The organism is Achromobacter sp. JCM 18799, assembly GCF_055395645.1.
Genome location: NZ_AP043866.1, coordinates 695,845 through 717,385, shown reverse-complemented (window position 1 = coordinate 717,385; position 21,541 = coordinate 695,845). Strand labels below are relative to the sequence as shown.

The window sequence follows — 21,541 nt, the reverse complement described above, 5'->3', positions numbered from 1 at the left end:
CAATGCGTCGCACATTCACGCCGCAAGGCGCGATAAGCGGTCTCATCCTGGGCGCGGCCCTGCTGGCGCTGGTGGGCTGCGGCAGCACGCCGCCCGCCGACATCACCCTGGCCACGCAGGCGCCGGCCTCGGCGTCCACACCGGAAAAAGTCGGCGACTTGTCCACCGAGCGCATCAAGTGGGCATCCAGCAAACCGGGCTGCGAGGGCGATTGCCCCCCGCATCGAAATCGACAGCGTCGCGTTTCCGGGCATACCCAAGCTGACCGCGCTGGTGGACCACGTGCTGGCCTACATGACCGGCACCGACGCCAACCGCCGCGGCCCTTACGACACGCTGTCCGAATACACGCAGTATTTCTGGTCGGTCGCGCGTCCGCGCGACGCCACCTATTTCAAGGCCAGCGTGAAGGACACGGTGGGTGACGTCGTGGCCGTGGAACTGCACACCGAGCAATTCATCACTGGCGCCGCGCACGGCATTCCGGCCACCCAGTACCTGAACTGGGAACGCAGCCGCGGCCGCGTGATGAGCCTGGAAGAAGCCTTGATACCGGGGCGCCATCCGCAATACGTGGCGGCGCTGCGCCAGGCGCACGCCAAGTGGCTGGCCGGCAATCCGGACGCGCGCCGCGATCCGGCGGCCTACAACAAGATGTGGCCGTTCCAGGAAAGCGACAACTACGCGCTGACGCGCGACGGCATCGTGGTCAAGTACGACGCCTATTCCATCGCGCCGTATTCGCACGGCGAACCCGAGCTGAGCATTCCCTATTCGGAACTGCGCGGGATCCTGAAGCCGGAACTGCTGCCGGCTTCGTAGGCCGCCCCCGGAAGCGCCCGCGGCCTGCGCGGGCGCTCCCTGTGGCAGCGAACCGGGGTTCGGTTGAGCGGACTGAGGATGGAGCTAGGGAGGTGGCCGCTTTTTTCGCGTCTGTGGCCGGGTAAGACGCCCAGTCCGCTCAGTGCAACCGCGGCGGCAGGGCGGCGCCCACGCGCCGCCCTTGCGCGCCTCTCGTCTTAGAAGCGGTGACGCACGCCCACCATGGCCACCGTGCTCTTCACGCCGTCGGTGAACGCGAAGTTGGTGGCATACGAACCCAAAGCGTACAGGTTGGTGCGCTTGGACAGGTTGTAGGTGTAGCCCAGGCTGTAGATGTTCATGGTGGCGTCGTCGCCGGTCAGCTTGGTGCTGTCCGTGTCGGCGCGCTGCCACGACGCCAGGAGGTTGCTGGCGCCGCCGATCGGCACGCTCAGGCCCACCAGGTAGGAATTGGCCTTGAAGCCCGACACCGCAACGTTGGTGCCAAAACCCTTGGCCGTGGGGCTGCCGCTGCCGAAGGCATTGGCGCCCTGGCCGGTGAACCAGCCGTCACGCGTCTGGCCGTAGGCCAGCGCCAGCTTCAGCACTTCGAAATCGTACGAACCGCCGATCATCCACGACTTGGGCGTGGCGTCGGCGTTCAACTGGTTCGCCGGGTTCAGCTGGTCATACGTCAGCGCCACATTCACCGGGCCGCTGACATAGCGCAGGCCGGTGGTGATGGCGCGGGTGTTGTCGGCGGTCTTGAAGCCGGTCTGCGTGGAAGTCGTGTCGGAGGCGTTGAACGAGTAGCCGATGCCGAACTGCAGGCCGCTGAACGACGGCGTCGAGTACTGCACCATGTTGTCGTAGCGGACCGTGTTGGCGGCGCTGAAGGCCACGCCGACGTTGGCCTGGCCGTAGCTGCCGCCGAACGGATCGATCGCGGCGAAGTACTTCGAGGCGATGTTGGTCTGACGGCCCAGTTCCAGAAGGCCCCACGAGGTGCTCTTCAGGCCGATGGTGGCTTGGCGGCCGAACAGGCGGCTGTTCTGGCCCGACGTGCCGTTGGCCGAGTTGAAGCCGCTTTCCAGCGTGAACACGGCGCTCAGGCCGTCGCCCAGGTCCTCGGCGCCGCGCAGGCCCCAGCGCGAACCGCTGGACACGCCATTGACCATGCCAACCTTGGACTCATGGTAACCGTCGCCCTTGATGCGCTGGTAGCCGATACCCGTATCGATCAGGCCGTAGAGCGTCACCGAGGTTTCCGCTTGCGCCGTTGCGCCGAAGGCAGCCAGCATCGCGGTGACGAACAAAGTCTTTTTCATTGCAAATTCCCATTGATTGAACAGACATGCGCATCCGGGCTGGCACGCATCGCGTGCGGCGCGCTCGGCGCATGGCAGGAACGAATTCTAGGGACGCAATGTGTCAGTTCTGGTTACGCAAGCTGGGAAAATCCCTAGGCTGCAAAAAAGCGCCCGGGATGTGGCGCACCGCCGACAGCCCGCATGCCATCGCGCGGCGCCCGCAGGCCTGCAATACCCGTGTGCTATTCGTGCGCGCTGCGCTTGCGGACGCGCAAATGGAAATCGCCCCTTGCGGGGCGATTTCCGTTTTTGTCTCCCTGCCCTCCTCGGCGCGGCGTCCGGGGACGCCCCGCCGTATCCGGTATCAGGGGTACAGGCCGCGCACCTGGCGCGCCTGCAGGATGCGCGTGCAAGCGACGATGAACGCCGCCGTGCGCAGCGTGACCTTGTGTTCCTTGGCCACTTGCGACACCGACGCGTAGGCTTCGCGCATCAGGCGCTCCAGGCGCTGGTTGATCTCGTCCTCGCTCCAGAAGAAGCTGGAGAAGTCCTGCACCCATTCGAAGTAGCTGACCGTCACGCCGCCAGCGTTGGCCAGCACGTCCGGCACCACGTACACGCCGTGTTCGGCCAGGATGTCGTCCGCTTCCGGCGTGGTCGGGCCGTTGGCGCCTTCCACCACGATCTTCGCGCGCACCTTGGCGGCGTTGTCGGCGGTGATCTGGCTTTCCAGGGCGGCCGGGATCAGGAATTCGGTTTCCAGCGTCCAGAATTCAGCCTTGTCCATGGCCTGGCCGCCGGAGAAGCCGCCCACGCCGCCATGCTGCGACACGTAGGACAGCAGCTTGTGCACGTCCAGGCCCGCCGGATTGTGGACGGTGCCGGTGTGGTCCTGCGCGGCGATGACCTTGGCGCCGGCTTCATGGAACAGACGGGCGGCGGTGCCGCCCACGTTGCCGAAGCCCTGCACCACCACGCGCGCCTTGGACACGTCGATGTTGAGGTCGCGCGCGGCTTCGCAGCCCACCACGAACACGCCGCGGCCAGTGGCCTCGACGCGGCCCAGGCTGCCGCCCAGCGCGATCGGCTTGCCGGTAACCACGCCCGTGGCGGTGGCGCCTTCGTTCATGGAGTACGTGTCCATCATCCAGGCCATGGTCTGGGCGTTGGTGTTCACGTCGGGCGCCGGGATGTCCTTGGACGGTCCGATGATGACGCCGATTTCCGAGGTGTAGCGGCGCGTCATGCGCTCGAGTTCGGAGGCCGACAGCTTGCGCGGATCGACGCGCACGCCGCCCTTGGCGCCGCCGTAGGGCAGGTTCACCGCGGCGTTCTTGATCGACATCCAGGCCGCCAGCGCCATCACTTCGGAGAGCGTGACGTCCTGGTGGAAACGCACGCCGCCCTTGCCGGGGCCGCGCGAGGTGTTGTGCTGGACGCGGTAGCCCTCGAAGTGGGCGATGCTGCCGTTGTCGAGTTCGATCGGCACGTCGACGATCAGGGAACGCTTCGGGCGCTTCAGGGTCTCGACCCAACGCGCCAGCGAACCAAGATACGGGGTGACCCGGTCGACTTGTTGCAGGTAGTTGCCCCAGGGACCGAGGTCCTCGGCGTTCAGATAAGACGGCAATGCGTGGGTGGGAGTTTGAGACATGAGCTGGCTCTCCTGACAAAGTTGCGCCATTTTATCCACGAAAGTTATAGCGTCCCCATTTAAAACGAAAATATTTTAATTAGGGACACATAACTGTTGCGGCGGTTGAACGGGCCGCAAACCCAAGCCTGATGCTGCCCTTATCCTAAGCCGCCAAATCGGCAGCGTCCAGCCTGCCAGCCATAAGCCGCAAGCCCTGCCGCCCGCCATAAGGGGGATGAAAAACGGGGCGGTTTCCTCCCAGGAAACCGCCCCGCCTGATCCTGCCCCCCCATCCGAAGGATGAGGCGCCGGTCCGCTCAATCGTTCAACAACTGCCAGGCCAGGCGGGCGGCCGCCCGCGCGCCGTGGCCGTCCTGGTCGAAACGCGGGTTGAACTCCGCCATATCGGCCAGGCGCAGCTTTCCGCTGGCCTTGACCCGCAGCACGATTTCCTCGATCACCGCCAGCGGCACCCCATAGGGCGCCGGTGCCGATACCCCGGGCATGACCGCCGCGGGCAGCACGTCCAGGTCGATGGTCAGGTACACGTGCCGTGCCCGGGCCAGCAAGGCGTCGACGTTGGCCAGGCGCGCCGCCAGGTGGCGCTCCTGCATGTCGCGGTCCTCGACCCAGACGGCGCCGACTTCAGCGGCGCGCGCATACAGCGCCGGCGTGTTGGCCAGCCGCGATACGCCCAGGCAGGCGTATTGCAGGGCCCGCCCGCGTTCCTCGCAATAGCGCGAAATCTGGTCGAACGGCGTGCCGGAGCTGCCGGGCCGTCCGGTGCGCAGGTCGAAGTGCGCGTCCAGGTTCAGCACCAGCACGGGTTCCGTGTCGCCGCGGGCGTCCAGCCAGCGCGCCAGGCCCTGGAAGCTGCCCCACGCGATCTCGTGGCCGCCGCCCAGCACCAGCGGGCGGGCGCCCTGCTCCATCAGTTCCGCCACGCGCAGGCCCAACTGTTCCTGGGCGTCTTCGAGCCGGTCGCCTTCGCAGGCCACGTCGCCCGCGTCCAGCAGGCGCGTGAGGCCGTGGGCCGGCAGGCCCGCCAGGAACTTGCGGATGGCCGACGGCCCTTCGGCCGCGCCGATGCGGCCCTGGTTGCGGGCCACGCCGGCGTCGCAGGCAAAGCCCAGCAGCACCGCCTCGCCTTTGCGGGCTTGGCCGGCGGCCGCTTCGACGATATGCGCCAGGCGGCGCGTGTCGCCTTGTTCGGCGCTGTCGTCGCGGGCCTTCCACAAGCTTCGGTCGAATTGCGCCACGCTCATGCCGCCCCCTGCCCCGCGTTCAGCACCGCCTGCAGGAACTCGCGGGTGCGCGGTTCGCGCGGTTGGGTGAAGATCACGTCGGGCGAGCCGGACTCCAGGATCACGCCGCCGTCCATCACCGCCACCACGTCGGCCACGTCGCGGGCGAAACCCATTTCGTGCGTGACCACCATCATGGTCATGCCTTCCTTGGCCAGCAGCTTCATGACCTGCAGCACTTCACCCACCAGCTCCGGGTCCAGCGCCGAGGTCGGCTCGTCGAACAGCATGACCTTGGGCTGCATGGCCAGCGCGCGCGCGATGGCGACGCGCTGCTTCTGCCCGCCGGACAGGCTGGCCGGCATGGCCGACATCTTCTGGCCCAGGCCGACCTTGTCCAGCAGGTCCGCCGCCAGCGCGTGGGCTTCTTCGCGGCCCATGCCGCGCAGCTTGCGCGGACCGACCGTCACGTTGTCCAGCACCGACAGGTGCGGGAACAGGTTGAAGCCCTGGAACACCATGCCCACCTGCATGCGCAGCTGGTTGAGCTCGGCCTCGGGCAACAGCTTGCCGTGGTCCAGCAAGGTCTGGCCGCAGATGTCGATGGTGCCGGTCTGCGCCACTTCCAGCCCGTTGCAGCAGCGCAGCAAGGTGCTCTTGCCCGAACCGCTGGGCCCGATCACCACCACCACCTGGGACGGCAGCACGTCGAAGTCGATGCCGCGCAGGACTTCGTGGTCGCCATAGGACTTGCGCAGGCCGCGGATGCGGATCATTTCTTGCGGGTCCGCGGCCCGGGTCGTAGCGGAGTTCATTGCGGAGTTCATTGCACCATCCCTCCCGCGCGCAGGCGGTGTTCAACCTTGCGCAGCACCAGCATGGTGGCCGTGGTCAGGATCAGATAAATCAGCGCCACCACCAGATAGGTTTCCAGCGAGCGATAGGACACGCTGATGATCTTCTGGCCTTCATGCATCAGGTCGTGGATCGTCAAGAGCGACACCAGGGCCGAGTTCTTGATCAGCGCGATGAATTCATTGCCCAGCGGCGGGATCATGCGCACCACCGCCTGCGGCAGCACGATGATGCGCATGGCCTGGCCGGACGACATGCCCAGCGAGCGCGCCGCTTCGGTCTGGCCGCGGTCCACCGACTGGATCGCGCCGCGCACGATTTCGGACACGTAGGCGCCCGAATACATGCCCAGCCCCAGCACGCCGCAGGCGAACGCCGGCAGGGTGATGCCGAAATGCGGCAAGCCGAAGAACCAGATGAACAGCTGCACCAGCAGCGGCGTGCCGCGGAACAGCAGCAGGTAGACGCTGCACAGGTTGTAGATGACGTAGCGCTTGGGGTTCAGGCGCCCCACGCCCACCAGCAGGCCGATGACGCAGGCCAGCAGCAAGGCGCCCGCGGTCACCTCGACGGTGACCACGGCGCCATTGATCAGCGCGCCGAAGTCGGCAAAGACGGGAGAAAAATCCAGGTTCATTTCGCGGGGGCCTCGAACCACTTGTTGACGATGGCCTGGTAGCTGCCGTCGGCCTTGAGCTTCTGCAGCGCGGCGTTCAGTTCACGGGTCAGCTCGGGCTTGTTCTTGGGCACGGCGATGCCGTAGTCCTCGGTGGTGATCTGGTCGTTCAGCACCGTCAGGTCCGGCGTGCTCTGGGCGAACAGCTTGGCGGCGGGCTTGCCGGTCACGGCGGCTTCGGCGCGGCCGATCTGCACCAGGTTGAACATTTCCTGGTTCTTCTCGACTTCCACGCGCTGCACCGCCGGGTAGTGTTCCTTCAGGTAGTTGACCGACTTGGTGCCGACCTGCACCGAGACCTTGCGGCCGTCCAGGTCCTTCAGCGTCTTGACCGGGCCGTCCTTCTTGGTCATCACGACCAGGCCGCCCGCGTAGTAGGGATCGGTGAAGTCCACCACCTTGGCGCGCTCGGGCGTGATGTAGATGGCGGACACGGCGATATCGGCGCGGCCGGCCTGCAGCGCGGGAATCAGGCCCTTGAAGTCGATGTCGATCCACTCGACCTTCTTGCCCATGGCGCCGGCCAGCGCTTCCACCAGTTCGATGTCGAACCCGGTGCGCTTGCCGTCCTTGACGAACTCCATCGGCGGGAAGGTCGCGTCGGTGACGGCGCGGATGGTTTCCTGGGCGAACGCCGGACCGGCGCTCCAGGCGAGGCCCAGCGTCAGGGCGGCGGTCAGCAGTGTGCGGCGAGTGGTCATGGTGGGTCCTCTATGGAATGGGGATACGGCGGTCGGGTGGGTATGGGTACGGCGTGGAGTGGAAGAAGGCTGTTTCAATGAACCTGCAACTTCGCCGAGATGCGCCGGGCCGCGGCCACGGTCATTTCGGTCAATGCCTCGGGCCGCTGGGCGGCCCGGGTCGATGGCGCCATCAGCGTGATCGAGGCCACGGCCTGATTGGCGCGTTGAAAAATAGGGACGCTGACACCCCAGACGCCGGCATCGACTTCGCTGTCGGTGACGGCATAACCCTGGGCGCGGATGGCTTCCAGCTCGTGGCCCAACCGGCCGGCGTCCACGTCGGCCTCGGCCGCCAGATAAGCCAGCGCGGCCTGCTGCCGGGCCAGCGGCATGAAGGCCAGCAGGGACTTGGCCGAAGCGCCGCGCGCCAGCGGCAGGCCGCGCCCCTTGGTGAAGGAACAGCGCAGCGGATGCTGGCTTTCGATCATGTCCAGGCAGACCGCCTGGTCCTTGACCGCCACCAGCAGGCCTATGGTCTCGCCGGAGGCGGCGGCCAGCGCGGCCATGTCGGGCTGCGCTTCATGGATCAGGAACGAGGACTGGTCAAAGCCCCAGGCCAGCTGCACGCATAGCGGGCCGGGGCCGTATTCGCCGTCGTGCTCGGCGACAAAACCCCAGCGCTTGAGCAGCGCCACCTGGCGGTACAGGGTGCTTTGCGCCAGGCCGGTCTGCTCGGCCAACGCGGCAATGCTAAGGGGGCCGTCGTGCCTGGCCAAGGTGGCCAGCACATACAGCACGCGATCCGCGCCTGCCCCGACTGATAGATCCGCTTTCAACATGTGGCTCCAAGCTAACGGAGCGCAGATTATCAATTTTTGGTTCTTATCCAGGTTTTTATTCCCACTTTTTGAGAATAATTGGGGAAAACCCGGAAAATGACTGGATGGGCCGGAAGTACGGCCCATCCCAAAACACCGTCCACTCGCCGCGATTGCGGACTTGGCGAGCCCGGTCCCTAATCCAGCTTTGTGCCCGTCGACTTGATCAGCGCCGCCCACCACGCCGTATCGTTGCGAATCTGCTCGGCGAATTGAGCAGGGCTGCCTCCGACGGGTTCCGCGCCCAGTTCCACCAGACGCTTTTTCATTTCCGGACTCGCCAACGCCTGCGTGACCGCTACATGCAGCCGCTCGATCACGGGTCCGGGCGTGCCGGCGGGCACCATCAAGCCCTTCCATGCGGTTACCACATAGTTATCCAGCCCGGCTTCCTTGGCGGTGGGCACATCCGGCATGGACTCCGCTCGCGCTTCGCTAGCCACAGCCAAGGCCCGCAGTTTTCCCGATTGCACATACGGCAACAACGGCGGCATGTTGTCGATCATCATGGTGATGTGCCCCGCCAGCAAGTCTGTGACGGCCGGGCCGGTACCCTTGTAGGGCACATGCAGCATTTCCGTTCCCGCCCGCTGATTGAGGAGTTCACCTGCCAGATGCGCTGGCGTACCCGTTCCTGGCGAGCCAAAACTCAGTTTTCCAGGATGGGACTTCGCATAGGCAATGAACTCCTTCAGGTTTCTTGCCGGGATCGAAGCATTGATCACCATCAGGTTGTAATCCTTGACCAATAGCGAAACGGGCGCGAGATCCGTCGCCGGCTTGTAGGGCATGTTGGAATACAGGCTGGGATTGATGACCGTCGGCCCGGCCGAAGCCAGCAACAACGTGTACCCGTCCGGCGCGGAACGTGCGACAAAATCGCCGCCAATGTTGCCGCTGGCCCCAGCCTTGTTCTCGACGATGACTGGCTTTCCCAGGTTCTCCGCCATTCTCTCTGCCAGCAGGCGAGCCAGGATATCCGCTGAACCGCCCGGCGAAAACGCCACCACCAAACGGATGGGTTTGGCCGGGTAGACGGCCTCGGCATGCGCAGACTGCAGCACAGCGGCAAAGCTGCACGCAAGCCCGAACGAGCGTAAAAGTGCTTTCCACATAACGTTTCCTGTTCTTTTAAAAGGACTGACCCGACGTACGGCCTGCGACGGCATACGCCAGACGCCTTACTGTTCTTTCAGGGCGGCGGCGTACGCCGCCCCCGCCTCGCTTTCACTGTCCGTCGCAAGATTCACTGTCACTTTCAATCCGCCGGCGTTGAACCGGAACGGCTTCTGATACGAAAAACTCACGGGAGCGCCGGCATCCTGTCCGCAGTTCAGCCCTGCGGTCGTGCCGTGCGTAGGCCAGGTCTTGGGGATCTCGACTTCGCCGATTTCATTGCCATCCGCCAGCAATACCGCTCGCCCGGCGTTCTTTCCCGTCCGGATGAAATGCAGCTCGACCTTGGCATCACCGGGCGGGGGCTGGTAGGGACCCTCAATACGATGCGTCAGCGACTCGGAGTACACGTACTCATAACAAAGCCGCCCGTCCTTCAGGTAGATCACGAAGCCGCCGAAATGGCTACCCCAGGCCAACAGCACGCCTCGCGGCGGCTCGTCGCCGACGGTGAATCGCGCTTCAACGGCATAGCTGCGATCCGTGATGTCGGGGGATTGCATTCTGTCCACCCGGGCCATATTGCTATGGAATTCATAGCGCAGGGTCTGGTTCATCTTGAGCCGCTCGGCCGCCCGCTCCCAATCCCTGTCATCCAACGGCAGGACGCCATACCGGCCCGCCTGCTCCCACCAGAGGGCCACGAGCTCTTCAAGCTTCTGCGGATGCTGTTTGGCCAGATCGCAAGCCTCGGAGAAGTCTTCGGACAGGTGGTAAAGCTCCCATTGGTCCAGGTCGAAATCGCGCCCCTTCGGGTGCCGTGAAACCGCCTTCCAACCTTGATGCCAGATGGCGCGATCTCCCAGCAGCTCGAAAATCTGGGAGTCCTTCTTCGTCGGCGCCTGGACATCGGCGAACGTGTAATTCATGCCGACGCCATGCACCGGCAATTGCGACACGCCCTTGTATTGCCCGGGCACCTCGATGTTCATGATTTCGTATAGCGTCGGCGCAATGTCGATGACGTGGTGATATTGATGCCTCAGCACCCCCGGATCGGCAATATGTCCCGGCCAATGGATGATCAACGGTGCGCGGACCCCGCCTCCGTGCACGTTTTTTTTGTACCACTTCAAGGGAGTATTTGAGACTTGCGCCCAGCCGGTGGGGTAATGGTTGTACGCCAGCTCACTGCCGATCTTGTCCAGATGCGCAATGCCGACCTGCGGCGACTCCGTCTCGTAGACCATATGCTTGCGCAAGTTGATCGCCCCCGTGGGGCCGCCCTCGGGGCTTGCGCCGTTGTCGGAAAGCAATACGATCAGCGTATTGTCCAGTTGGCCGATGGCTTCCAGGTGATCGACGAGCCTGCCTACCTGATCGTCCGTGTGCTCCAGGAAACCCGCATAGGTTTCTTGAAGGCGCGCCAATAGCGTGCGCTCGTCCTCTGGAAACTCCGCCCATGGACGGACCCCAGGATTGAGCGGCGCAAGCGCCGTGCCGGGGGGCACGACGCCCAATTCCAGCTGCTTCTTGTGCCGCTGGGCGCGAATGACGTCCCAGCCGCAGTCGTACTTGCCCTTGTGGCGCTCGATGTACTCCTGGGGGACGTGATGAGGCCAGTGGCAGGCGCCAAACGCCAAGTACAGGAAGAACGGCCGCCCCTGGGCGGAACTGATGTGGTCCTTGATGTCGGTGATTGCGTGGTCGACCAGATCCGTGCTCAGGTGATAGTCGTCCGTCTTCTCGAGCTGGATAGGACGGTTGTCCTGGCATAGCTCAGGATTCCATTGATCCGTCAGCGCGCCGTGAAATCCGTACCAGCGGTTGAAACCTTTGCCTATGGGCCAGTTGTCGTGCGGGCCGGCCGCGCCGTAGTCGGCGATATTGGTCAAATGCCATTTCCCGACGGCGTAGCTGGAATAGCCATGCAAGCCCAGAACTTCGGGAACGGTGGCGGCATTTTTTCCGACCTGGCCCGTGTACCCGGGATAGCCGCTCGACCATTCCGCAATGATGCCCACCCCTGCCGCATGCGAGTTGCGGCCCGTCAACAGGCAGGCCCGTGTCGGCGAGCACATGGAAGTCACGTGAAAGTTCGAATAGTGGGCACCCTTCGCCGCCAGACGGTCCATGCGCGGCGTCGCAATCTCGGACCCATAGCATCCCAAATCAGCAAAGCCCACATCATCAAGCACGACAAATACGATGTTGGGGGCGTCCTTCGGAACGCGAACCTGCTCCGGCCACGATGGCGTCGAGTCTCGATACGTGCGGCCTATTTCGCCTTTGAATTCATCTTCGGATTTTTCCATTGCCATCCCTTGCTAAGTCGTCGAGTCGTCTCGATCACATTCAATTAAAAGCGGCCGGCACCTTCCAGCCGCAAAGGTCCGCGCGGCGCGAACTCAAGCCAGCGGGAACCGGCCATCCGTTCAGGCGGCAACCCCGGCATAAGGCACATCGGTGTTGCCATAACGGCGGATGCGGATGTTCGCCTGTTCGCCGTGGCCTACCATGCCTTCGATGCCGCACAGCCTGGAGCAATAGCGGCCGACCAGGGCCGAAGCCTCATCCGTCAAGACCTTCTGATAGGTGCAGGTCTTGATGAACTTCCCCACCCACAAGCCCCCGGTGTAACGGGCAGCCTTGCCCGTGGGCAAGGTGTGATTCGTGCCTATGACCTTGTCGCCGTAGGCGACGTTGGTACGCGCGCCAAGGAAAAGAGCGCCGTAGTTCCGCATATTGTTCAAGAAGTAATCGGGATCTCGCGTCATGACCTGGACATGCTCGCTGGCGATGAGGTCGGCCTGCTCCACCATCTCTTCGTAGCTGTCGCAAACGATTACCTGGCCGTAGTCGCGCCAGGACACGCCAGCCGTATTCGCGGTGGGCAAGATCTTCAGCAAGCGCTCGATTGCCTGCATGGTGTCGCGAGCCAGCGTTTCCGAGTTGGTGATCAGGATCGCGGGCGTGTTGTAGCCGTGTTCAGCCTGCCCGAGCAGGTCCGTAGCGCACAGCTCGGCATCGACCGAATCATCAGCGATGACCAGGGTCTCCGTCGGTCCCGCCAGCAGATCGATCCCGATCCGGCCGAATAGCTGTCGTTTTGCCTCGGCCACGTAAGCGTTGCCGGGTCCGATGACCATGGTCGTCGGACGAATGCTTGCCGTGCCGATGGCGAAGGCGCCGATGGCCTGCACGCCGCCCAGCGTATAGATCTCGTCCGCCCCGGCCAAATGCATTGCCGCGACCACGGCCGCCGATGGCTTGCCGTTCACCACGGGCGACGAAGCGACCACGCGGGGCACGCCCGCAACCTTTGCTGTCACGACGCCCATATGCGCCGACGCAACCAGCGGGAATTTTCCGCCCGGCACATAGCAGGCCACGCTTTCCACCGGAAGGTTCTTATGCCCGAGAATGACTCCCGGGATGGTCTCGACTTCGACATCGCGCAAGGATTCCTTCTGCAATTGGGCGAAATTGCGTATCTGCGCTTGCGCAAAGCGGATGTCGTCGAGCTGCCCCGCGCTCAACTGCGCCATGCAGTCTTGGATCTGAACATCCGTGAGCCTGAAAGATTCGGGCCCCCATTGGTCGAACTTCCGGGAGTACTCGAGGAGTGCCTCGTCCCCTCGCTTCCCGATATCGGCAAGAATGCCGCTGACCGTGCTTTGCACCTGCGCCGCATCGGACTCCGATTGCTCTTCCGTGCGTCCTTGCTTCAGAAACCGAACCATCGCTTGCTCCAAGTTGATGAAAAATTGGCTATCCAACATATTCACGATTGCGCATCGAATGCAAATATTGCTATATTTTGCATTCCACATTTGCACAAATTATGGTGCAATTTTCCGTGCAATTGCCGTGCAAATGGTTGGTAAAAACCCTCAACAAAAGGTCCGCCATGCAAGACGACGAATCGGCTCCCCAGAAGAAGAAGTTGAAGGACGTTGCGGATCGAGCGGGCGTCGCAGTGTCCACCGTCTCGCGGGCGCTATCCGGCCACCCTGCAATCAGCGCCGCTACCCGCGATGCCGTTCAGGAGGCCGCCGCGCACCTGGGATATCGCCTGCCCATGCAGGGCAGAAAACTGCGCAAGGCCGCGACGAAAGTCATAGGTGTTGTGGTGGAAGCGTTGCACAACCCTTTCATCACATCCTTGATCGCTCATCTGCATGATGCGTTCGACGAAGCCGGCTACCACATGATTCTCATCATCGATTCAATGAGCGAGTCGAACTGCCTTCAAAGGCTGCGCCCGCTTGTCGACGGCTATCTCGATGGACTCGTGCTGGCGACCGCAACGCTGGATTCTCCTATCGTCACGGAACTGAAGCGCCGAGCCATTCCACTGGTGCTCGTCATCCGCTCGGTAGACAACTCGAATGTCGATACCGTCGAGATCGACAACGTCCATGCCGGCGCAGAAGCGGCACGTCATCTTTTCGAACTGGGCCACAGACGGATCGGGCTGGTCATGGGGCAACGCAATACGTCAACGAGCCGCGACCGGTCGGAAGGTGCCCTGGCCTGGCTGGAAAGCCAGAAAATTCGCCGTCAGGACGTACCGCTGATTTTTGGCATGTACACGATGGAAAGCGGTTACTCGAGCGCTATGACGTTGCTGTCCGGCCCTGATCCCGTCTCCGCAATCATTGCCGGCAATGACACGATGGCGCTGGGTGTGCTCGAAGCGGCCAAACGCAAGGGAATAGCCGTGCCGCAAGGCCTCTCAGTCTTGGGATTCGACGATATGCCCCTGGCGGGCACGCACGTGATGTCCCTCACGACCATCCGGCAACCGGTTGAAACGATGGCTCGCACTGCCGCGCGCAGGCTGCTGGATCGCATCAACGGACCAATTCCCACGACGGGATCGCGGGATGTGCTGCCCATCCATCTGATCCAGCGCGAAACAACGGCGGCCTGGAACAGCACGCCGGTTGTTTCTAAAAGTCCAAGGACGAACTTGCAAACCCGGTGACCTCCGGCACCGGATCATGCGGCTGCCCGGACCGCGGCTATTCAAACCTGGTGGGCGGTCGACCCCAGGATGCGCTCGGCGCAACGCGCCCAGTACAGCAGCCGCGCATCTTCCTTTACGAAGCCGACCATCTGGAAGCCCAGCGGCAGCCCGTTGGGGCCGCGCGCGACCGGCAAGGTGATGGACGGGTTGTGCAGCAACGACCAGATGCGGATGAAGGCCGAGCTGCCGGTGGAGCTGGCGAGCGGCGCCTCGCCCAGCGTGGACGGCATGGCCACTGCGTCGACTTCGCGCGCAACGTCGTAGAACGCCCGGCGGCAGGCGTCGGCGGCGTCCAGCGCGCCGGCGTAATCGGCCGCGGACAGGCCCTCGCCCATCGTCAGGTACTCGATCAGCCCGGGATCGCACAGCGCCGCATGGTCGCGCTTGATGGCGGCATACTCGCGCGCCAGGTCGTAGGCCATGATCACGTCCTGCGCCTCGCCCATGGTGTCGAAGGCCGGCGGCATGACCAGCTCCGTGACCTTGACGCCGGCGGTCGACAAGGCGCGCAGATTGGCCTCGAAGCTCTCGCGCATGCAGGGTTCGGTGTCGGCCCAATCCTTGGGGCGCCACACGCCCAGACGGAAGTCGTTGCGCAACGAGGACGCCGGATCAAACCGGGGATCGCCCGTAAACGCACGCATGAACAAGGCCGCGTCGTCGACCGAACGCGAGATCGGCCCGATCACGTCCAGCACCCGCGAATAGCGCCGGATCGCCACGTAGGGAATGGCGTCCAGCGTGGGCTTGAAGCCGACCGCGCCGCAGAATGCTGATGGCCGCAGGATGGAGCCCGCCGTCTGCGTGCCGATGGACAGCGGCGCCATGAAGTCGGCGACGGCCGCCGCCGAACCGGCCGAGGACGCGGCCGGCGTGCGGGTCAGGTCATGCGGGTTGCGCGCAGGCCCGGGCAGCATGATGGCGTGGCGCGACACGGTGTTCTTGCCCAGCACGTTGAAGCCCAGCTCCTGCGCCTGCGTCACCACGGGCGCATCGGCCTCGGGCTGGCGGCCGGGGAAGATCTCGGGGTCGCCCAATTCGGTGGGCATGGCCGCGGTGTCGATGGTGTCCTTGATGCCCAGCGGCACGCCGTCCAGCGCGCGCCGCCGGCCATGGCGGTCCCATTCGCGGGCGCGGGCCAGCGCGCCCTCGGCGTCCACCCGGACCCAGGCCTTGACGCCGCCGTTGCGCTCCTCGATGCGCTCCAGGCAGGCGCGCGCCCAGGCCTCGCAAGTCAGCTTGCCCTGCTCCAGCGCGGCCAGGCCCTCGGTGGCGGTCAAAGCGGCGATGGCGCCGGGCGCCGGACGGCGCGCAACGGGCGCCGGGGAAACCATGGTTTCGGAAATAGGCAAGATACGGCTCCTGCAAAGAGATATGGGAATATGGATTTGCCATCCGCGACGGCGGCTGCCGGCGGGATGGCTCTGGCGCTTTCAAGCGGGAACGCTGCCGCTGGGCGGACGGTCCGCGCCCGCGTGGCCGCCCCGCCCTATGTACAGATCGCTCATGTGCTGGTTGGCCAGCAGCGCCTGCCCCGTGTCGGTCAGCACGATGCGGCCGGAATCCAGGATGTAGCCGCGGTCGCTGAATGCCAGCGCCTGGCGCGCGCGCTGCTCCACCATCAGCACGCCCACGCCGATCTGGGGCAAGCGCCGCACTTCGGCGAACACCTGCTCGGTCAGCGCCGGCGACAAGGCGGCGGACGGTTCGTCCAGCACCATCAGGCGCGGCGAGGACATCAGCGCGCGGGCAAAGGCCAGCTGCTGGCGTTCGCCGCCGGAGAGGTTCTCGGCATGGGTCTTGCGCCGCCCGGCCAGCGCGGGAAACAGGTCGAACATGTCGCGGATGCGCTTTTCGCGCGCCTGCACGTGCTCCACCACCTGCAGGTTTTCCAGCACCGTCAGCGCGCCGAACACGTTGCGCACCTGCGGCACGTATGAGATGCCGATGCGCACGCGCTCCTCGACCGGCAGCGCGAGCAGGTCGCGGCCATCGAAGGTCATGGTGCCGGCGATGCGCGGCAACAAACCCATCACCGCCTTGACCAGCGTGGACTTGCCCGCGCCGTTGGTGCCGGCGATGGTGACGATCTCGCGCGGCGCCACGTGCATGTCGATGCCGGACACGATATCGACCTCGCCGTAGCCCCCGGACAGGCCTTGCATGACGAGCTGGCTCATATCACTCCCCCCATGTACGCTTCGCGCACCTGTTCATTGGCCAGCACGCTGTCGGGCGTGCCTTCGGCGATGACCCGGCCGCGGTCCATGACGTACATGCGCGGCACGATGCGCGACAGCTCTTCCAGGTTGTGTTCGATGATGGCGACGGTCAGGCCGCGCTGGTTCAGTTCCACGATGCGCGCCGACAGCTCTTCGATCAGCACCGGATTGACTCCGGCGAACGGCTCGTCCAGCAGGATGCAGCGCGGCTCCAGCATCAAGAGCCGCCCCAGCTCCAGCAGCTTCTTCTGCCCGCCCGACAACTTGCCGGCGGGCTCGTCCGCCACCCGGGACAGGTTCAGGAAGGCCAGCAGCTCGTGCACCCGCTCCGCGTTGCGCGCTTCTTCGCGGGCGACTTCGCGGCGGGCGAAGACCAGCGCCGCCAGCTTTTCGCCGCGCTGGTCCGGCGCGGCCGCCATCATGTTGTCAAAGACCGTCAGCTGGCTGAACTCGCGCGGCACCTGGAAGGTGCGCGCCAGGCCCCGGCGCACGCGCTGGTGCACGGCCACGCCCGTGATGTCCTCGTCGGCGAAGCGCACCGACCCGGAACTGGGCGGGATGTAGCCCGTGACCACCGAGAACAGCGTGCTCTTGCCCGCGCCGTTGGTGCCGATCACCCCGACCATTTCACCCTTGCGCACTTCCAGCGATACGTCGTCCAGCGCCTTGAAGCCGCCGAAGCTGGCGCTCAGCCCTTTGATGCAAAGCAGCGTCATGCCTTTCTCCTGCGCGTCGTGCCCGCGTTGCCAAAAATGCCCTGGGGCCGGTAAAGCACCACGCAGATGAGCGCCAGGCCGATGACGCCGATGCGCACGCTGGCCATCTGCACCTCCGAGATGCCGCCGACGAAGTCGCGCACGAAGCGCGAGCCTTCCAGGAACCCGACCAGCAGCACCGTGCCGGCCACCACGCCGCTCAAGCGCCCCACCCCACCCAGGATGATGGCGATCCAGATGTAGAAGGTGATCAGCGGCACGAACTGTTCCGGGCTGATGAAGGTCAGGTAGTGCGCCTGGAAGGCGCCCGCCAGGCCGGCCAGGCCCGCGCCCAGCATCAGCGAACGGGTCTTGAAGCGGGCCGGGTCCTTGCCCAGCGCCCGCACCGCGACTTCGTTGTCCCGCACCGCCTCGATCACGCGGCCAAACGGGCTGCGTATCACCAGGTGGATGAGGAACAAGGCGCCGGCGTTGACCGCCAGAAGCAACAGCATGATCCACAGGTCCACCGTCTGCGGCGAGGCCCAGCCCGCGAACAGCCGCGGGATGCCCGGCAGGCCGTGCATCCCGCGCGTCAGCCATTCCTCGGTCTGCAGCATCATGCGCACCGACTCCGAGAAACCCAGCGTCACGATGGCGAGGTAGTCGCTGCCCAGCCGCAAGGCGATCATGCCCAGCGGCCACGCGGCCAGCGCCGCGAACGCCGCGGCCGCCGCCATGGAGATGGGTATGGGCACGCCCTTGAGCGACAGCAGGGCCGAGGTGTAGGCGCCGATGGCGAAGAAGCCGACGTGGCCGAAGTTGATCAGTCCGGTGAACCCGTAGTGCAGCGACAGGCCGAAGGCCAGCAGCATGTAGATCAGGATCCCGATGGCGATAGCAATCAGATAGGCTTCCATGATTTCACCTCGCCGCCATCGGACGGCCGAAGATGCCCTGGGGACGCAGCAGCAGCACGCACAGCAGCACCGCGAAGGCGAATACGATCTTGTAGGCAGGTCCCACCACCAGGCTGGCGACTTCCTGCGCAATGCTGAACACCATGATCCCAACGATGGCGCCCACCGGATTGCCGATGCCGCCCAGGATCACGGCCGCGAACATGGGCATCAGCAATTCCCAGCCCAGCTCGGGGATCACCACCGCCTTGATGCCCAGCAGTACGCCGCCCAGCCCGCAATAGGCGCCCGCGATGCTCCACAGCGTGATCATCACGCGCCGTCCGCGGATGCCGCTGGCAGCGGCCAGCTCGGGGTTGTCCGCCACCGCCCGCATGCGCCGCCCGGTGGGCGTCATGTGCATCAGGGCGAACACCAGCGCCAGCGCGGCCACCGCCGTGCCGACGATGTACAGGTCGGTAGGCAAAATGCGCACGCCGCCGAAATTCCAGGCGCGCGTGAGCGGCAGGTCGAAGGTGTACTGGTCCTGCCCGGCGAAGAAGGTGATCGTGCTGCGCAGCGCGAACGCCACGCCGATGGACGCGATCAGGCGCGACACGTTGGAGCGCGACTCCAGCGGCCGGAACACCCAGGCATAGAAGAACAGGCTGACCAGGGTGGTGCCGGCGACGGCGGCCAGGCCGCCCGCCAGCATCGAGCCGCCGGCCAGCGCCTGCGTGAAGACGGCGGCGTAGGCGCCCAACGTCATGTAGTCGCCGCTGGCGGCGTTGGGAAAGCGGGCGATGCCGAACACCAGCGTGATCGCCAGTGCCGGCAAGGCCAGCAGCATCCCGATCACAACGCCGTTGATCGCGGCGTTGATGACGGTGATTGCATCCATACTTGTGTTCCCCTAGTGTTTTTATCGTCAGACTTTGCCGGCGATGACTTCATTGAGCACCAGCTTGCCGTCGCGGATGTCGAAGACGCCAAAGTCCGGCACGGTCTCGCCCTGCTTGCCGAAGTCCAGGCGCGAGGACGCGCCGTCGTAGTCCACCGGCTTGCCGGCGCGCAGCAGCGCCTGGCCTTGCGCGAAGCCGCTGACCTTTTCGCCGCCGCCCTGCGCGGTCACGGCGCGGATCTTGCCGTTGATGGCAGCCACGTCCGCGGCAGCCCCCGCCGCCTCGATCGCCAGCGCCAGCGTGATCACCATGTCGTAGGACTGCGACGCGAAGATGTCCGGTTCGCGCTTGGTGCGCTTGCGGAATTCGGCGGCGAAGTGCTTGTACGCCTGATGCTCGTGGGCGGCGACGTTGGAGATCGAGATGATGCCTTCGGTGGCCTCCTTGCCCAGCGCCTTCACCAGGTCTTCGTTGGCGGTCCAGCCCGGCATGATGAACTTGCAGTCCTGGCCGGTCTGGAACCACTCCTTCAGGATGATGGTGGCGTCGGGCCGGTAGGCGCTCAGCGAAATCACGTCGGGCTTGGAGGCCAGCACCTTGGTCAGTTCGGTGCGGTAGGTGGTCTGGTTGGGCTCGTAGATGGTGAAGGCGCTGACCTGTCCGCCCTTTTCCTGCCAGGCATCACGGAAGTAGTTGGCCTGCCCCACAAACGTGGAGTTATTGAAGGCCATGACCGCCGGCCGCTTGAAGCCGCGCTGGCGCGCCACTTCCGCGAAGGCGCGGCCGAACACCGCGTTGGAGGCCTGGAACATCCAGGCCAGCCCCTGCTTGTTCTCGGTCAGCATTTCCGGCGCGCCGCACGTGTTCATGGTGATGAGGCCCGCGGCATTGGTGATGGGCATGGCGGCCAGGCCTACCGACGAGGGCCAGATGCCGACTACCGCCTCGACCTTGTTGATCTCGATCAGCTTCTTCACGGCCAGAACGGCCGCGTCGGGCTTGGTCTGGTCGTCTTCGGCGTAGAGCTGGATCTTGCGGCCGGCGGCGCCGCCGGCGGCGTTGACCTCATCGATGGCGATCTTGATGGCTTCCAGCATGGCCGGCCCGTAGGGACCGCCGACGCCGGTGATGGAATTGAGCGCCCCCAGGCGGAACGGCTGGGCCGACTGCGCCCGGACCAGGGAGGGCGCGGCGGCGCAAGCGGCCAGCGCGGCGCTGGCCGCGATAAAGCCGCGGCGGGAAAGATGGATGGGCTGTGTCATGAAGGTTCCTTGCGGCGTGAACATCTTTGTTCAACTTCGAATAGCCGCCGGCGTCAATAGCGCCGGCGTCCCCTTGGAGCTTGGATGCGACTTCGATACTGCCTGCTGCGGTTTGCCTGCTACGCGATGACTCCTCGGGCGCGCATGCCTGCAATTCTGTCTTCCGCCACGCCGAAGCGGCGCAGCACCTCGTCCGTGTGCTGCCCCATCAGCGGCGCCGCCGTGCGCAAGGCGCCGGGCGTTTTGGAAAACTTGGTCGGAATGCCGATGGTCTTCATCTTGCCCAGCGCGGGATGGTCCAGTTCCTGCACCATGCCGCGCGCCAGGTAATGCGGGTCCTGCATGGCCTGGCCGAAATCGTTAATCGGGCCGCAAGGCACGGAGGCCCGTTCGCAGCGCTCGATCCATTCAGCCGCGTCGGCACGCGCGAATTCGGCTTCCAGCAACGGCTCCAGCTCGGCGATGTTGGCCAGCCGGTCGGAGTTGGTGATGAAGCGCGGATCGGTGATCAGTTCGGGCCGCTCCAGCACGTCCGCGCACAGGCGCTCCCAGGTGCGCTGGTTGGCCGCGCCTATCATGATGAAGCCCTGGCGCGTGCCGAAGGCCTGGTATGGCGCCGACACGCGGTGGCGGCTGCCGGTGCCTTGCGGCACCGTGCCGTCGGCGAAATAGGCGGCGGCTTCCCAGACGAACCAGGGCAAGCCGCACTCGGCCAGCGCGATGTCGATGTGCTGGCCTTCGCCCGTCTTCATCTGGTGGATGCAGGCGGCCAGGATGGCGTAGACCGCGGTCAGCCCCGCCCCCACGTCATAAATGGCGATGCCCGACTTCAAGGGCCGCCCGTCGGGCTCGCCCGTCATGCTCATGATGCCGCTCATGCCCTGGGCCACCAGGTCGAAGCCGCCCTTGCCCGCGTAGGGTCCGGAATGGCCGTAGCCGGAGATGGAGCAATACACCAGGCGCGGATTGATGCGCGACAGCGTTTCGTAGTCCACGCCCAGCGACTTGGTCACGCCCACGCGGTAGTTCTCCACCACCACGTCGGCCCAGCGCGCCAGCTCGTACAGCACCTCGCGCGCCTCGGGATCCTTCAGGTTCAGCGCCACGCCCTGCTTGTTGCGATTGATCTGGGCGAAACAGGTGGATTCGCCGTTCACGTAGGGACCCATTTCGCGGGAATCGTCGCCGGCGCCGGTCTTCTCGACCTTGATGACCTCGGCGCCCAGGTCGGCCAGCACCATGGTGCAGTACGGGCCGGCCATGATCTGCGAAAGATCCAGGATCTTGATGCCGGCAAGGGGGGATGCAGCTTGAGTCATATGCGGTCCGT

18 protein-coding genes and 1 pseudogene are annotated in these 21,541 nt (G+C 65.0%); 2 read left to right on the top strand and 17 right to left on the bottom strand.

What is annotated here, in order from left to right; genetic code table 11:
- Positions 1 to 2: 2 nt before the first annotated feature.
- Positions 3 to 822: pseudogene (locus ACZ5YA_RS03615) on the top strand (RsiV family protein).
- A 197-nt stretch (positions 823 to 1,019) separates the two neighbouring features.
- Here ACZ5YA_RS03615 and ACZ5YA_RS03610 read toward each other — a convergent pair.
- The 10 genes from ACZ5YA_RS03610 to hisD form a co-directional block, all read right to left on the bottom strand.
- A complete protein-coding gene (locus ACZ5YA_RS03610; RefSeq protein ID WP_059380306.1) occupies positions 1,020 to 2,129 on the bottom strand; it encodes a porin in 1,110 nt (369 codons plus the stop codon).
- Between the two features lie 346 nt (positions 2,130 to 2,475).
- Complete coding sequence (locus ACZ5YA_RS03605; RefSeq protein WP_059380307.1) at positions 2,476 to 3,765, bottom strand: Glu/Leu/Phe/Val family dehydrogenase; 1,290 nt, start codon at positions 3,763 to 3,765, stop codon at positions 2,476 to 2,478.
- Between the two features lie 299 nt (positions 3,766 to 4,064).
- Entirely contained in the window at positions 4,065 to 5,012 is a 948-nt protein-coding gene (gene hutG, locus ACZ5YA_RS03600) for a formimidoylglutamase (RefSeq protein WP_464092020.1), read from the bottom strand.
- The gene (locus tag ACZ5YA_RS03595; RefSeq protein WP_165867946.1) at positions 5,009 to 5,767 is read right to left on the bottom strand and encodes an amino acid ABC transporter ATP-binding protein; all 759 of its coding nucleotides are present in this window, start codon (positions 5,765 to 5,767) and stop codon (positions 5,009 to 5,011) included. The genes hutG and ACZ5YA_RS03595 overlap by 4 nt, the downstream gene beginning before the upstream one ends.
- Before the next feature lie 47 nt (positions 5,768 to 5,814).
- A complete protein-coding gene (locus ACZ5YA_RS03590; protein ID WP_013393489.1) occupies positions 5,815 to 6,483 on the bottom strand; it encodes an amino acid ABC transporter permease in 669 nt (222 codons plus the stop codon).
- The gene (locus ACZ5YA_RS03585) at positions 6,480 to 7,223 is read right to left on the bottom strand and encodes a transporter substrate-binding domain-containing protein (protein WP_013393488.1); all 744 of its coding nucleotides are present in this window, start codon (positions 7,221 to 7,223) and stop codon (positions 6,480 to 6,482) included. The genes ACZ5YA_RS03590 and ACZ5YA_RS03585 overlap by 4 nt, the downstream gene beginning before the upstream one ends.
- 74 nt (positions 7,224 to 7,297) lie before the next feature.
- A complete protein-coding gene (locus ACZ5YA_RS03580; protein ID WP_059380310.1) occupies positions 7,298 to 8,044 on the bottom strand; it encodes an IclR family transcriptional regulator in 747 nt (248 codons plus the stop codon).
- Positions 8,045 to 8,220: 176 nt separating this feature from the next.
- The gene (locus ACZ5YA_RS03575) at positions 8,221 to 9,198 is read right to left on the bottom strand and encodes a Bug family tripartite tricarboxylate transporter substrate binding protein (RefSeq protein ID WP_118934179.1); all 978 of its coding nucleotides are present in this window, start codon (positions 9,196 to 9,198) and stop codon (positions 8,221 to 8,223) included.
- A 66-nt stretch (positions 9,199 to 9,264) separates the two neighbouring features.
- Positions 9,265 to 11,514 carry an arylsulfatase gene (locus ACZ5YA_RS03570; protein WP_306632802.1) on the bottom strand — a complete coding sequence of 750 codons (2,250 nt, stop codon included), beginning with the start codon at positions 11,512 to 11,514 and terminating at the stop codon, positions 9,265 to 9,267.
- A gap of 120 nt (positions 11,515 to 11,634) precedes the next feature.
- A complete protein-coding gene (gene hisD / locus ACZ5YA_RS03565) occupies positions 11,635 to 12,942 on the bottom strand; it encodes a histidinol dehydrogenase (RefSeq protein WP_464092823.1) in 1,308 nt (435 codons plus the stop codon).
- Positions 12,943 to 12,989: 47 nt separating this feature from the next.
- Here hisD and ACZ5YA_RS03560 point away from each other — a divergent pair, with 47 nt between their 5' ends.
- Positions 12,990 to 14,189 (top strand): LacI family DNA-binding transcriptional regulator, encoded by a 1,200-nt coding sequence (locus tag ACZ5YA_RS03560; protein WP_464092019.1) that lies wholly within the window; start codon positions 12,990 to 12,992, stop codon positions 14,187 to 14,189.
- 41 nt (positions 14,190 to 14,230) lie between these two features.
- Here the strand turns inward: ACZ5YA_RS03560 and ACZ5YA_RS03555 are convergent, their stop codons facing one another.
- From ACZ5YA_RS03555 to ACZ5YA_RS03525, 7 genes are all read right to left on the bottom strand, one after another.
- Positions 14,231 to 15,583 carry an amidase gene (locus ACZ5YA_RS03555; RefSeq protein ID WP_464092018.1) on the bottom strand — a complete coding sequence of 451 codons (1,353 nt, stop codon included), beginning with the start codon at positions 15,581 to 15,583 and terminating at the stop codon, positions 14,231 to 14,233.
- Between the two features lie 81 nt (positions 15,584 to 15,664).
- Positions 15,665 to 16,411, bottom strand: coding sequence for an ABC transporter ATP-binding protein (locus ACZ5YA_RS03550; protein WP_059380312.1), 747 nt, complete (start codon positions 16,409 to 16,411; stop codon positions 15,665 to 15,667).
- Positions 16,408 to 17,169 (bottom strand): ABC transporter ATP-binding protein, encoded by a 762-nt coding sequence (locus tag ACZ5YA_RS03545; RefSeq protein ID WP_054456759.1) that lies wholly within the window; start codon positions 17,167 to 17,169, stop codon positions 16,408 to 16,410. The genes ACZ5YA_RS03550 and ACZ5YA_RS03545 overlap by 4 nt, the downstream gene beginning before the upstream one ends.
- The gene (locus tag ACZ5YA_RS03540; protein WP_054456758.1) at positions 17,166 to 18,068 is read right to left on the bottom strand and encodes a branched-chain amino acid ABC transporter permease; all 903 of its coding nucleotides are present in this window, start codon (positions 18,066 to 18,068) and stop codon (positions 17,166 to 17,168) included. The genes ACZ5YA_RS03545 and ACZ5YA_RS03540 overlap by 4 nt, the downstream gene beginning before the upstream one ends.
- A gap of 4 nt (positions 18,069 to 18,072) precedes the next feature.
- Positions 18,073 to 18,948 (bottom strand): branched-chain amino acid ABC transporter permease, encoded by an 876-nt coding sequence (locus ACZ5YA_RS03535; protein ID WP_059380313.1) that lies wholly within the window; start codon positions 18,946 to 18,948, stop codon positions 18,073 to 18,075.
- 27 nt (positions 18,949 to 18,975) lie between these two features.
- Complete coding sequence (locus tag ACZ5YA_RS03530) at positions 18,976 to 20,211, bottom strand: ABC transporter substrate-binding protein (protein WP_223283476.1); 1,236 nt, start codon at positions 20,209 to 20,211, stop codon at positions 18,976 to 18,978.
- 119 nt (positions 20,212 to 20,330) lie between these two features.
- The gene (locus ACZ5YA_RS03525) at positions 20,331 to 21,530 is read right to left on the bottom strand and encodes a CaiB/BaiF CoA transferase family protein (RefSeq protein WP_059380315.1); all 1,200 of its coding nucleotides are present in this window, start codon (positions 21,528 to 21,530) and stop codon (positions 20,331 to 20,333) included.
- Between the last annotated feature and the right edge of the window lie 11 nt (positions 21,531 to 21,541).